The following is a 13612-nucleotide window of genomic DNA, read 5'->3' as shown; positions in this document are numbered from 1 at the left end:
GCTGTATGCCATTTAGAGTCTCCCTACTGGATCAAAATAGAACGGTCGTTCGATTGTCTCGCTTCCGTGAATACAATCAGTCCCCTGTCTGACACGGCGGTGTGCTCCGCTTTGGTCCAATAGCCATTATCAAACCCCAACGAGATGCCCATGACAAACGAAGAAATCATCGCCCAGTATGGCCCCCGTGAATCGATGGAATACGACGTGGTGGTCGTGGGCGGTGGCCCCGGCGGCTTGGCCACTGCGATTCGCCTGAAGCAATTGGCGGCCGACAAGGGGCAGGATGTCTCGGTCGTGGTGCTGGAAAAAGGCTCCGAGCCCGGAGCGCACATCCTCTCGGGCGCCATCATGGACCCCAAGGCGCTCTCCGAGCTGATCCCCGACTGGAAGAAGCGCGGTGCACCGCTCAAGCAGCCCGTGACGGACGACGCGTACATCTTCCTGTCTGAAAAGTCGGGCTTCCGCGTGCCCAACATGTTCCTGCCGCCGTTCGCGCAGAACCACGGCAACTACATCGTGCGCCTGGGCGACGTGACCAAGTGGCTGTCCGAGCAGGCCGAGGCCCTGGGCGTGGAGATCTTCCCCGGCTTTGCTGCGGCTGAAGTGCTGTACAACGACGATGGCTCCGTCAAGGGCGTGGCCACCGGCAACATGGGCGTGGGCAAGGACGGCGAGCCCACCGAGAACTTCCAGCTGGGCATGGAACTGCTGGGCAAGTACACCGTGTTCGCCGAAGGCGCGCGCGGCCACCTGGGCCGCCAGCTGATTGCCCGCTTCAAGCTCGACGAGGGCCGCGACCCGCAGAGCTTCGGCATCGGCGTGAAGGAACTGTGGGAGATCGACCCCAAGCGCCACCAGCCCGGCTTCGTGATGCACACCGCCGGCTGGCCCATGGAAAACGATACCTACGGCGGCGCGTTCCTCTACCACCTGGACGACAACAAGATCGCCATCGGCTTTGTGACGGGCCTGGGCTACAAGAACCCCTACCTCAGCCCCTTCGAGGAATTCCAGCGCTGGAAGACGCACCCCAACGTCCGCTACTACTTCGAGAACGAAAAGGGCGAGATCACCGCCAAGCGCCTGTCGTATGGCGCGCGCGCCATCAACGCCAGCGGCATCAACGCCCTGCCCAAGACCATCTTCCCGGGCGGCGCGCTGGTGGGCTGCAACGCCGGCTACCTGAACGTGGGCCGCATCAAGGGCAGCCACGCGGCCATCAAGACCGGCATGCTGGCCGCCGAGGCGGCCTATGACGCCATCGTGGCCGGCCGCCAGCACGACGAACTCACCGCCTACCCCAAGGCCTTCGAGGCCAGCTGGCTCTACACCGAGTTGAACAAGGACCGCAACTTCAAGAACTGGTTCAAGTACGGCCTGACCACGGCCACGCTGATGAACGGTTTCGAGCAGTTCGTGCTGCGCGGCCACATCCCCTGGACGCTGCACCGCGACAAGCCCGACCACGCGTACCTCAAGCCCGCGGCGGAATGCAAACCCATCGTCTACCCCAAGCCCGATGGCAAGCTCACGTTCGACCGCCTCTCCAGCGTGTTCATCAGCAACACCAACCACGAAGAGAACCAGCCGGCCCACCTCACCCTCAAGGACCCGAGCGTGCCGGTCAACATCAACCTGGCCAAGTACGCCGGGCCCGAGGCCCGCTACTGCCCCGCTGGCGTGTACGAGTTTGTTCCCGACACCGCCAAGGGCGGCGATGCCCAGCGCCTGCAGATCAATGCGCAGAACTGCGTGCACTGCAAGACCTGCGACATCAAGGACCCCACGCAGAACATCGTGTGGGTGACCCCCGAAGGTGGCGGCGGCCCGAACTACTCGGGCATGTAAGCTACAAATTCAGTAGCTGCTAGTGCTTGAAGGGCCTGCGTTGCAGGCCCTTTTTGCATCTTTTCGACCGAATCATGTCATTCGGCGCCGCTGCGTGCTTTCTCCGCCAGTGCATCCAACGGGCGCGGCGCAGGCCAGGGGCCACCGTGCCAGGGCTGCCCCGCTGCACCGGTGGCATCCCCCTGCCCGCATCGCGCAGCGACGCGAGAGCGGGGGCAGCGCGAAGCGACTCAGGCGGGTGTAACTAGTTGAAACTGCCCCATCGCCCCCGCCAGCCGGTTCGCCTGGTCCTGCAGGCTCTGCGCCGCCGCAGCCCCCTGCTCCACCAGCGCGGCGTTCTGCTGGGTCATGTGGTCGAGCTGGTCCACGGCCTGGCTCACCTGGCCGATCTGCGTGCTCTGCTCGCTGCTGGCAGCGTTGATCTCGGACATCAGCGTGGTCACGCGCTCCACGCTTTGCACGATGTCCCCCATGGTGGAGCCGGCCGTCACCACCAGCTTGGCGCCATCGCTGACCTTCTCCACACTGGCGGAGATGAGCGCCTTGATCTCGCGCGCAGCGGTGGCGCTGCGCCCGGCCAGGGCACGCACCTCGCTGGCCACCACGGCGAAGCCCCGGCCTTGCTCTCCGGCGCGTGCGGCTTCCACGGCCGCGTTCAATGCGAGGATGTTGGTCTGGAACGCAATGCCGTCGATGATGCCCACGATGTCGGCAATCTTCTGGCTGCTGGCGTTGATCTCTTCCATGGTCCGCACCACCTGGCTCACCACTTCACCGCCTTTGCTGGCCACCTGCGTGGCGTTCACGGCCAGGTCGTTCGCCTGGCGAGTGCTGTCGGCATTGGCCGCCACCATCTGCGCCAGCTGGGCGATGCTGGCCGCTGTCTGCTGCAGGTTGCTGGCCGCGTGTTCGGTGCGGGCACTCAAGTCGGTGTTGCCGGCCGCCACCTCAGAGCTGGCCACGTGGATGGACTCGCCCGAATCGCGCACCTCGGTCACCACGTAGTGCAGCGATTCCACCATCTTGTTGAGGGCCGTCAGCAGCTGGCCGATCTCGTCGCTCCGCCCGGTCTGCATGCGCACAGTGAGGTCGCCACGCGCCACCGTGGCCGCCGCTTCTGAGGCCTCGCGCAAGGGCTGCACGATGGAGCGGCGCAGCAGCCAGCCGAACAGTGCCGACAGCGCCACCACCACGGCCACCGCGATGGCGCTGATCCATTGCGCCCGGCTGGCACCGGCGATCATGGCGTCGGCCGCCGCCAGCGACGATTGCTCGGACGCCTCGAGCAGCCGATCGATGGTCTGCAGGTAGGCCGTGAGTGCAGCTGCGTGCTCCTGCAGCGCCTTCTGGCTGATGACTTTGGACTCCAATGCGTCCTGCATCAGCGCGTCGCGCAGCGCCGCATACTGTTGGCGCTGGGCCTGGGCTGTCTTCCACAGCGGCTCGGTGCTTCGGGCGTTTGATGCGCCAGCCAGCGCCTGCTCGATGCGCTGGCGCGTGGCGTCCTCGGCCTTCAGACGTTCGCGCATTTCGGACAGCAGCGGAAACACATCGGTCGAAATGGTGGCGCGCAGCGCAATCTGGCCGATGGTGACGGACTGCGTCTTCCAGTCGCGCACCGTGCGCTCGATAGGCAACTGCTCACGCGCCAGCCGCGTGGCCTGGCGCTCGGTGTCTTCCCCTGTGAGCCATGTAGTGGCGCCCAGCAGCGCCACGGCCAAGCCCAGCAGGCCAAAGCTGGCGGCCAGCTTCTGACCCACCGACAACGTGCGGCGTGAAGCGCCGACGGACGCAGACGCGGACGAAGACGCCGGCGATGGAGAGGTTGCGGATGCATCCCGCACGGGCGGCGATGGCCGCCGCGCGGGCGCGGAAATGAGAGCAGGCACAGAGTTCATTGGTGATTTCCTGTTCATCGAATAAGCCTTGTGGGCAACGTGCGAAACGACCAGCAAGCCATGTGCCAATGCGTCATGACAGAGCGGCTTCGGCGGACTTCCGCACTTCGGCGCCGTCGCACGCACCCCAGCCGCCGCCGCCCGGCGTCGCAATTTCGAACACATCGCCCGGCTGCATCAGCGCCGCACCGATGTGGCCCAGCACCTCCACCTCGCCATTGGCACGCAGCACACGGTTGGTGCCGGGCTTGCCCGGCTGCCCGCCGGCCATGCCGAAGGCGGGGTTCAGCCGCCCGTTGGACAGAATGCTGGCCGTCATGGCCTCCAGAAAGCGCACGCGCCGCACCCCGCCATCGCCCCCCGCCCAGCGCCCCGCGCCGCCCGATCCGCGCTGGATCTCATAGCTGTCCAGCACCACCGGAAAGCGGAACTCCAGCACCTCGGGGTCGGTGAGGCGCGAGTTGGTCATGTGCGTCTGCACCACGCTGGTTCCGTCAAAGCCGCGCACGGCCCGGCCCGAGGCATCCAGCACTGCGCCCGCACCGCTGCCGCCGGCAATGGTTTCGTAGTACTGGTACTGCGCATTGCCGAAGGTGAAGTTGTTCATGGTGGGCTGGCTGCCTGCCATCACGCCCAGGGCGCCAAACAGCGCATTGGTGATGCAGGTGGAGGTCTCCACATTGCCCGCCACCACCGACGCCGGAGGGTTGGGGTTAAGCATGGACCCCTGGGGAATGAGGACCTGCAGGGGTTTGAGGCACCCGGCGTTCAGCGGAATGTCGTCGTCCACCAGCGTGCGGAACACATACAGCACTGCCGCCATGCACACTGCACGCGGTGCATTGAAGTTGTTCATCTGCTGGGCGCTGGTGCCCGCAAAGTCGATCACAGCGCTGCGCTCGGCCACATTCACCTTGACCGACACGCTGATCTGCGCGCCGTTGTCCAGCGGCAGGGTGAAGCGGCCGTCCTTGAGCTGGGTGATCACGCGGCGCACGGATTCCTCGGCGTTGTCCTGCACGTGGCGCATGTAGGCCTGCACGACATCCAGCCCAAACTGCTCCACCATCTTCGAGAGTTCCTGCACGCCCTTTTCGTTGGCGGCGATCTGCGCGCGCAGGTCGGCCAGGTTCTGTTCGGGATTGCGGCTAGGGTATGGCGTGGTGCCGCCGCCCGTGGCCAGCAGGTTGCGCACGGACTCTTCCAGGAAGATGCCGCGATCCACCAGCTTCACGTTGTTGAGCTGCACGCCCTCTTCGTCGATGCGCGTGGAGAACGGCGGCATGGAGCCCGGCGTGGTGCCGCCGATGTCGGCATGGTGCCCCCGGCTGCCCACATAGAACGTGGGCTCGCCGCCCTCGGCCACATACACCGGGGTGATCACCGTCACATCGGGCAGGTGGGTGCCGCCGTGGTACGGATCGTTGAGCATGTAGACGTCGCCCGGGTGCATCTTGCCCGCGTTCTCCCGGATCACTGTCTTGATGCTCTCGCCCATCGAGCCCAGGTGCACGGGCATGTGGGGCGCATTGGCGATCAGGTTGCCCTCGGCGTCGAACAGCGCGCAGCTGAAGTCCAGCCGCTCCTTGATGTTCACCGAGTACGCCGTGTTCTGCAGCTGCAGCCCCATCTGCTCGGCGATGTTCATGAACAGGTTGTTGAACACCTCCAGCAGCACCGGATCCACCGTGGTGCCGGCGGCGTATTGCACCTTGCGGGCGGTGACTCGGTCGAGCACCAGGTGGTCCAGGTCGGTCAGGCGCGCGGACCAGCCAGGCTCCACCACCGTGGTGGTGTTCTTCTCGGCAATGATGGCGGGGCCGGGGATCACGTCGCCGGGGTGCAGGTCTTCGCGCACGACCAGGGCCGCGTCATGCCACTGTCCGCCCGAGTACATGCGCACAGTCTCGCGCTGCGGGTGCTTGCGGTGCGGATGCACGGGCAGGCGGGGTTCGGCAGGCGCGTCGCCAGCAATCACAGCCTCCACCGAAACGGCCTCCACCACCAGGCCCTTGCCCGCCATCAGGAAGGCAAAACGCTGGCGGTAGGCGGCCTCAAACGCGGCCTGGATGCTGGCCATGTCGCCAAACGGCACCACCAGGGCCGAATCGGTGCCCTCATAGCGCACATGCACGTTGTGGCGCACCTGCACGGGGTTGGTGCTGACTTGCTGGCGCTCCAGCTCGGCCTGCGCGGCGGCGCCCAAGGTGTCCAGGCGTTCGGCAATCAGCGGCAGGGACTCTGCGGCCAGGGGTATCTCCACCGCCTGCTCGCGGATCACGGTCTGGTCCGCCAGACCCATGCCATAGGCGCTGAGCACGCCGGCCAGCGGGTGCACGAACACACGCGACATTCCCAAGGCGTCGGCCACCAGGCAGGCATGCTGGCCGCCCGCGCCACCGAAGCACTGCAGGGTGTAGCGGGTCACGTCATAGCCGCGCGCCACGCTGATCTTCTTGATCGCGTTGGCCATCTGCTGCACGGCGATCTGGATGAAGCCTTCGGCCACTTCCTCGGGCTTGCGCTGGGTCTGCCCAGCAATTTCCTCAAAGCGGGCCCGCACCGCGTCAGCGTCCAGGGTTTCGTTGGCAGCGGGGCCGAACACGCTGGGGAAGTAGCGCGGCTGCACCTTGCCTACCATCACGTTGGCATCGGTCACGGCCAGCGGACCGCCACGGCGGTAGCTCACAGGGCCCGGGTTGGCGCCAGCGCTCTCGGGGCCGACGCGAAAACGCGCGCCGTCATAGGCCAGCACCGAGCCGCCGCCGGCCGCCACGGTGTGGATGCTCATCATGGGCGCGCGCATGCGCACCCCGGCCACATGGGTCTCGAACTCGCGCTCGAACGCACCGGCATAGTGGCTCACATCCGTGGACGTTCCACCCATGTCGAAGCCGATGACCTTCTTGTGGCCTGCGAGCCCCGCCGTGCGCGCCATGCCCACGATGCCGCCCGCGGGGCCACTCAGGATCGCATCCTTGCCCTGGAAGGTGCCCGCATCGGTCAGGCCGCCGGACGACTGCATGAAGAACAACTTGACGCCCGGCATCTCGCTGGCCACCTGCTCCACATAGCGGCGCAGGATGGGCGACAGGTAGGCATCCACCACGGTGGTGTCGCCCCGGCTCACGAACTTCATCATCGGGCTGGTTTCATGCGAGGTGCTGATCTGGGTGAACCCCACATCCTTGGCAATGCGCTGGGCCGCCTGCTCGTGCTGCGCATAGCGGTAACCGTGCATGAACACGATGGCCACGCTGCGCAGGCCGCGTCCATAGGCCGCCAGCAGATCACCACGCAGGGTGGGTTCGTCCAGGTTCTGCAGCACGTCGCCGTGGGCGCCCATGCGCTCGCGCGCCTCGATGACTTCGGTGTAGAGCAGCTCGGGCAGCTGGATGTGGCGGTCGAACAGGCGCGGACGGTTCTGGTAGGCGATGCGCAGCGCATCGCGGAAGCCGCGCGTGGTGACCAGCAGCGTGGGCTCGCCCTTGCGTTCCAGCAACGCATTGGTGGCCACGGTGGTGCCCATCTTCACGCACTCGACCAGCTCTGGAGTCACTGGTTCGCCGGGCTTCAGCCCCAGCAGGTGGCGGATGCCCGCCACGGCTGCATCCTTGTATTGTTCGGGGTTCTCCGACAGCAGCTTGTGCGTGGTCAGCGATCCATCGGGCCGCTTGGCGACGATGTCGGTAAAGGTGCCGCCCCGGTCGATCCAGAACTGCCAGCGGTTGCCCGCCGGTGCGGTGGTCATGGTGGAAGTTGCTTGCATGGTGATGAGACTCACTGGTTAACTCGTTAACGTTGAAAGTAGTAGGGAATGAAAATCTTGTTGGCCTCATTGCCAACCGACTGCACCCATTCCCGGGAAAAGCGTTCGCCCAGGCGCTTGAGTTCGGTGTCCAGCTCGGCGGACGCGCGCTCGACCTTGATGCCCTTGCGCTGAAGTTCACCCACCGACTCTTCTGCCACGGCAGCGCTCAGCGCCCAGCCGCGCGTTTCGGCGTCGGCCGCCGCCTGGGTCACAGCCTGGCGCACGGCGGCGGGCAGTGCGTCGAAGGCTTTCTGGTTCACAAAAACAATGTTCTTGGGAAACCAGGCGTTGATGCCGTAGTACTGCTTGATCTGGCCCCAGACCTGGTTCTCCACCCCCGTGAGCGCTGAGGTGATCATGGAATCGAGCCTGCCCGCCGACAGCGCCTGGTTGACTTCGACCATGGGCACGTCCACGGGCGTGGCGCCCAGCAGCTCGGCAATGCGCACCGTGGCCGGGTTGTAGGTGCGCATGCGGGTGCCCTTGAAGTCAGCTGACAAACGCACCGGCGCGGTGGAGAACAGCCCCTGCGGCGGCCATGGCACGGCATACAGGGCCTTGAGCCCCTTGGCCGCAAAGTGCCCCTCGATCAGCGGACGCTGCAGATCCCACAGGCGGCGGGCGTCCGCATAGCTGCGCACCACGAAGGGCACGGCATCGGCGCCGGCAATCGGGATTTCGCGCACCAGGCTGGTCATGATGGTCTCGCCCGCCTCGGCCTTGCCGCCCTCCACGGCCTGAGGAATTTCGCCCAGCTTGAACAGGGTGTTGTTGGCGTGAACCTCGATGCGCAGCGCACCGCTGGATGCACGCTCCACGTCCTGGGCAAACTGGACGATGTTGCGCGTGTGAAAGGACTCTGCGCGGTAGCCCGTGGCCAGCTTCCACTGGGTCTGGGCGTGCAACGCCGGGGCCACGGCAAGCGCGGCCAGCAACGCAACGGTTTTCATGGAGGGCTCCTGTGCGGGGCTGGTGGGCGGCGCGGTGACTCAGCCCTGCATCTGACGCGGCAGCCAGAGCACCACGTCAGGCACGAAGTAGGTCATGACGACCGCGACGATCATCAGCGCGAACAAGGGCAGCGCTGTGCGGGCGATCCAGGTGACTTCGCGGCGCGTCATGCCTTGCAGCACGAAGAGGTTGAAGCCCACCGGCGGCGTGATCTGCGCCATCTCGACCACCAGCACGATGAAGATACCGAACCACACCAGGTCAAACCCTGCAGCCTCCACCGTGGGCAACAGCACGGCAATGGTCAGCACCACCATCGAGATGCCATCCAGGAAGCAGCCCAGCAGGATGAAGAACACGATGAGCAGCAGCATCAGCGCAAAGGGCGACAGATGCAGCGCGCCGATGAACTCGGCCAGATGACGTGGCAGACCGATGAAGCCCATGGCCAGCGTGAGGAATGCAGCCCCGGCCAGAATGAGGCCGATCATGCAGTACACGCGGCACGCGGCCACCAGGCCGTCCTTGAAGCGGGCCCAGTCGAGCGAGCCTTCAATCTTGGCCAGGATGAGCGAACCCGCCACGCCCAGTGCAGCAGCCTCGGTAGCGGTGGCGATCCCGCTGTAGATGGCGCCCAGCACCACCACGATGAGCGACACCACAGGAATCAGGTGGCGCGACGCGTAGAGCTTCTGCGCAAAACTCAAGCGCTTGTCGGGCGCTGGCACCTTGTCCTTGTTGAAGAGGGCCCACACGATGATGTAGCCCATGAAAAGCGCTGCCAGCAGCAGGCCCGGGATCACGCCGGCCAAAAACAGCTTGGAGATCGACACGTTGGCCGCCACCCCGTAGACAATCATGATGATCGAGGGCGGGATCAGCAGGCCCAGCGTGCCAGCCCCCGCGAGCGTACCCACAGAGATGTCTTCGGGATAGCCGCGCTGCTTGAGTTCAGGCAGCGTGATCTTGCCAATGGTGGCGCAGGTGGCGGCCGACGAGCCTGAGATGGCGGCAAAGATGGTGCAGCCCACCACGTTCACATGCAGCAGGCGGCCCGGCAGCCTCTCCAGCCACGGTGCCAGGCCCTTGAACATGCTGCTCGACAGCTTGCTGCGGAACAGGATCTCCCCCATCCACAGGAACAGCGGCAGTGCCGTGAGCGTCCAGCTGGAGGTAGACCCCCAGATGGTCAGCATCATGCTGTCGCCCACCGGGCGGTTGGTGAAGAGCTCCATGCCGACCAAGGCCACTGCCAGCAGTGACAGGCCGATCCACAGGCCCGAACCGAGCACTGCGAACAGCACTACGATCAAGCCCAAAGCGATGATGACGTCCATGATGATGTCTCCTGGCGCGGGTTATTCAGAACGCGCCGACTCGGACACGGCCATGAAGGCCACGCCCTGCACGCGCAAGACGAGGGCGTGGGCAAATGCCAGTGCAAAGCCGATGCAGCCCATGGCCATGCTGATCTGGGGGATCCACAGCGGCGAGGCATCCGCTGCGGGCGAGATGTCGTGCGTGAGGTACGAGATCCACACTGAGCGCACGGCGTACCAGGCGATGTAGAGCGTGAGCACCAGCGCAGCGCTCAGGCAAAACCACTCGAAGGCCGAGCGCATGCGCGCCGGCAGACGGTCCAGCACGAGCGTGACGCGGATGTGATCGCCGTTTTGCAGCGTACTGGGCAGGGCAAAGAAGAGCGCCGCGGCGATGGCGTACCCCGCGTACGCATCGAGTCCATCAATGTTCACGTGGACGACTTCCCGGGCAAACACGCCCAGCGTGACGGCTGCAAAGGCGGCCAGCATGGAGATGCCCGAGAGCAGCATCAGCAGCCTGTAGAAATTTCGGACGAGTTTGTCCATGGCGTACTCCGGTAACGCTTGAAAAGTGAGAGGTGGGAGAGCGGCAGCGCGGCGAAAAGCAGGCGGCAAGGCACCTGGCGCTGCCCCGGCCCCGCCGCGCGCGGGGCAGATGCGAGCGGACTACTTCTTGCGGTAGGCGTCGATGATGGCCTGGCCTTCGGCGCCGGCCGACTTGATCCAGTCCGCAGTCATCGCGTCGCCAATGCTGGCCAGTTCCTTCTTGATGCTGTCGCTGGGCTCGGCCACGGTCATGCCCTTGGCGGTCAGCTCCTTGATGAACTCCTTGTCCACCCGTTCGCTGGTGGCCCAGCCGCGGGCTTCCGCATCTGCCGCAGCCTTCAGCACGGCGTCCTGCAGCGGCTTGTCCAGCGCATCAAACGCTTTCTGATTGACCACGGTGGCGTTGCGCGGCAGCCAGGCGCTGACGGGGTAGAAGTACTTGACCTGCTCGTACAGCTTGGACTCCACGCCGCTGGCACTGGAGGTGAGAAAGTTCTGCACGGTATTCGTCGCCAGCGCCTGGCCCAGTTCCGACAGCTGGATCGTCACCGGCTGCGCCTTGAGCAGCTGCGCAATGCGGGTGGTGGCCGGGTTGTACGCGCGCATCTTGGTACCGGCGAAGTCCGCGGGCGTGTTCACGGGCTTGAGCGAGTAAAGGGATTGCCCAGGCCATGGCACCGAGAAAAGCACCTTCACGCCTTGGGATGCCAGCAGCTTCTCTTGCGCGGGCTTGGCGGCCAGGTACAGGCGCTTGGAGTCGGCGTAGCTTGTGGCCAGGAAGGGAATGGAATCCACGCCGAACAGCGGATTCTCGTTGGAGGCGCCCGAGAGGATGAACTCGGCCGATGGCACCTGCCCGGTCTGCACCGCGCGCTTGATTTCGTTGGCCTTGTAGAGCGAGCCGCCGGGGTGCAAGGTGATCTTGAGCTTGCCGCCCGTCAGCTTGTCCACATCATTGGCGAACTGCTGCACGTTCTGCGTCTGGAAACTGTTGGCACCGTAGCCGGTGGGCAGATCCCACTTGACCTGGGCTTGGGCGGCGCACACGCTGAGAGTGGCCGTCAGACACAATGCGAATTTTTTCATGGGGAGACTCCTGGAGGTAGGCCGCTCAAAAGCTGGCGAGGTGGTGGTTGAGAAGATCGGTGATCAACATGCAGCCCGGCGCGTGGGTGATGCAAAACGCCGGCTGGGCATTCAGGATGGCGGACTGCGGCGTGACACCGCAGGCCCAGAAAACGGGGATCTCGCCCGGCATCAGCGCCACGGCATCGCCGTAGTCGGGCTTGGCGATGTCGGCAATGCCGATGAGTGCCGGGTCACCGATGTGCACCGGCGCGCCGTGCACGTTGGGAAAGCGCGAGGTGACCTGCACCGCACGGATCACGTCGGCCGCGGGCATGGGCCGCATGGACACCACCATGGCGCCGCCAAAGGGCCCGGCAGACTCGGTGGCGATGTTGGTGCGGTACATGGCCACGTTCTTGCCCTCGTTGATGTGGCGCAGGCTGATGCCGGCCTCTTGCAGCGCTGCCTCGAACGAGAACGAGCAGCCCAGCACGAACGTGACCAGGTCATCGCGCCACAGGTGCGCAATGTCACCCACCTCCTGCGCCAGTTCGCCGTGGCGCCACACGCGGTACTGGGGCAGGTCGCTGCGGATGTCGATACCCTCCCCCAGCTTGGGCAGCGCGACCTGGCCCGGCTCGCTCACCGCCAGCACGGGGCAGGGCTTGGGGTTGCGCTGGCAAAAGCGCAGAAAATCCCCCGCGAGCACTTCGGGCAGGATCACCAGGTTGCCCTGAACCCGTCCGTGGGCGAGGCCGCTGGTGTGCGACGACCAGAGCCCCTGGCGTATGACGCTGCGCACGTGGAGAGGGTTGTTGATGCCCTCCGGACCAAACACTGCCAGCGCTGTTTGTTGAGCTGAATCCACCGTTTTTCCTTGCATTGAGAAATGTCAATTGCATGACGTTGGGCGGATTGTGTTGGTGTGTAACCAACCCTGGCAAATTCAAAAAATTTCTATCAGATCATCGATTTTTTCCATGCTCTCCATTGGGGCAAGGCGAACCAAGTTGGTGCCAAGGGAAAACCCTGACGGGAAATTTACGGGTAAACCCTGAAACAGGAAACCGCGCGAAGTTCGCCTGCGACACCACGCAGAGCACCCGTTCGAAGAGCGGCGGACGCGGTCCGGGCGGGCAAGGCAGCTCAGGTCTTGCGCCCCTTGCGCGCAGGGGCGGGGTGCTGCTGCTCAATGAAGTCGAGCGCGGATCTCACGACCGCTTCCATGGCCGGCGACGAAGGGTCTTCCCGGTAGCTCACGTGGATGGGCAACGGCCGCAACGCGGTGTCGCAGGCCAAAGCACGCAAGTCCGGGAAAGCCAGCAGGCGCTGCACCGCGAGGCGCGGCAGCGTGGCCACGCCAAAGCCGCCCTGCACCAGTTGCACCATGGCCGAGATCGACGAAATGGTGTGCACGCAGCGGGGCTCCACCTGGGCCTGCCGCAGCGTGTCGAGCAACGACACATGGGGTTGCGAGCCACGCTGAAAAGTCAGGATGTCGGCGCCCGCAAAGTCTTCCAGCGCGTACCGGCGTTTGCGGTGTGTTTTGGCGTTGCCCACAAACACCATCTCCATGGGCGTGACGGCCTGGGTGCGGATGCCATCGGCCGACGCGGGTAGCGCCGCGAACACAGCGTCCAGCGTGCCCCGCCGGATCTGGTCGAGCAGCACGGGCGTGGTTTCCACCGTGAGTTCCAGCTCCAGCAGCGGATTGTCCTTGCGCAACTGCTCCACCCACGGAATGAGCCAGGAGTGCAGCACCGATTCGATCGCCCCCAGCCGCACCGATACCTCCAGCGGCCCGCCCGATCCCATCTCGGCCTTGAGTTGGCGCTGCAACTCCAGCATGCGCTTGGCGTAGACCAGAAACCGCCCTCCCGCCACGGTGAGCTTGAAATGCTTGTCGCGCCGGTCGAGCAGCAGCACGCCCAGCTCTTCTTCCAGCGCGGAGATGCGGCTGGACATGGCTGACTGGGTGAGGAACAGTTTCTCCGCTGCACGCGTCACGCTCTTGAGCGATGCGACCCAGTAGAAGGCTTCGACGAAACGCAGGTTCATGGTGTCTTCGGGATGTATTCCGGTGTCCGGGTGGTGCGGTGCGCGGCGATGCCGGAGCGCACCGCAGTGGTGCACCGGGCCGGTCCCGCCAACGTGTTACGAGGTTG

The 13612-nt window shown here is 65.2% G+C and carries 9 protein-coding genes; 1 reads left to right on the top strand and 8 read right to left on the bottom strand.

The window, feature by feature from the left end:
• Positions 1 to 150 precede the first annotated feature (150 nt).
• On the top strand, positions 151 to 1851 hold the full coding sequence (locus MRY84_RS04710) for an electron transfer flavoprotein-ubiquinone oxidoreductase (protein WP_291504593.1): 1701 nt from the start codon (positions 151 to 153) through the stop codon (positions 1849 to 1851).
• 230 nt (positions 1852 to 2081) lie between these two features.
• Here the strand turns inward: MRY84_RS04710 and MRY84_RS04705 are convergent, their stop codons facing one another.
• From MRY84_RS04705 to MRY84_RS04670, 8 genes are all read right to left on the bottom strand, one after another.
• Complete coding sequence (locus tag MRY84_RS04705; protein ID WP_291504592.1) at positions 2082 to 3749, bottom strand: methyl-accepting chemotaxis protein; 1668 nt, start codon at positions 3747 to 3749, stop codon at positions 2082 to 2084.
• Between the two features lie 73 nt (positions 3750 to 3822).
• Complete coding sequence (locus MRY84_RS04700; RefSeq protein WP_291504591.1) at positions 3823 to 7518, bottom strand: hydantoinase B/oxoprolinase family protein; 3696 nt, start codon at positions 7516 to 7518, stop codon at positions 3823 to 3825.
• A gap of 26 nt (positions 7519 to 7544) precedes the next feature.
• Positions 7545 to 8510: a TRAP transporter substrate-binding protein gene (locus tag MRY84_RS04695; protein ID WP_291504590.1), complete on the bottom strand. Its 966-nt coding sequence runs from the start codon at positions 8508 to 8510 to the stop codon at positions 7545 to 7547.
• Between the two features lie 39 nt (positions 8511 to 8549).
• Positions 8550 to 9848 (bottom strand): TRAP transporter large permease subunit, encoded by a 1299-nt coding sequence (locus MRY84_RS04690; protein ID WP_291504589.1) that lies wholly within the window; start codon positions 9846 to 9848, stop codon positions 8550 to 8552.
• A gap of 21 nt (positions 9849 to 9869) precedes the next feature.
• A complete protein-coding gene (locus MRY84_RS04685) occupies positions 9870 to 10379 on the bottom strand; it encodes a TRAP transporter small permease (RefSeq protein WP_291504588.1) in 510 nt (169 codons plus the stop codon).
• 120 nt (positions 10380 to 10499) lie between these two features.
• Positions 10500 to 11465, bottom strand: coding sequence for a TRAP transporter substrate-binding protein (locus tag MRY84_RS04680; protein WP_142146431.1), 966 nt, complete (start codon positions 11463 to 11465; stop codon positions 10500 to 10502).
• A gap of 25 nt (positions 11466 to 11490) precedes the next feature.
• The gene (locus tag MRY84_RS04675; protein WP_291504587.1) at positions 11491 to 12315 is read right to left on the bottom strand and encodes a putative hydro-lyase; all 825 of its coding nucleotides are present in this window, start codon (positions 12313 to 12315) and stop codon (positions 11491 to 11493) included.
• A gap of 278 nt (positions 12316 to 12593) precedes the next feature.
• Entirely contained in the window at positions 12594 to 13505 is a 912-nt protein-coding gene (locus tag MRY84_RS04670; protein ID WP_291504586.1) for a LysR family transcriptional regulator, read from the bottom strand.
• Positions 13506 to 13612: the final 107 nt, after the last annotated feature.

The sequence above is a fragment of the Acidovorax sp. genome (assembly GCF_022763525.1).
Lineage (GTDB): Bacteria > Pseudomonadota > Gammaproteobacteria > Burkholderiales > Burkholderiaceae_C > Acidovorax.
Note: the sequence above shows the minus strand (reverse complement) of the source record. Positions and strands in the feature narration are given on the sequence as shown.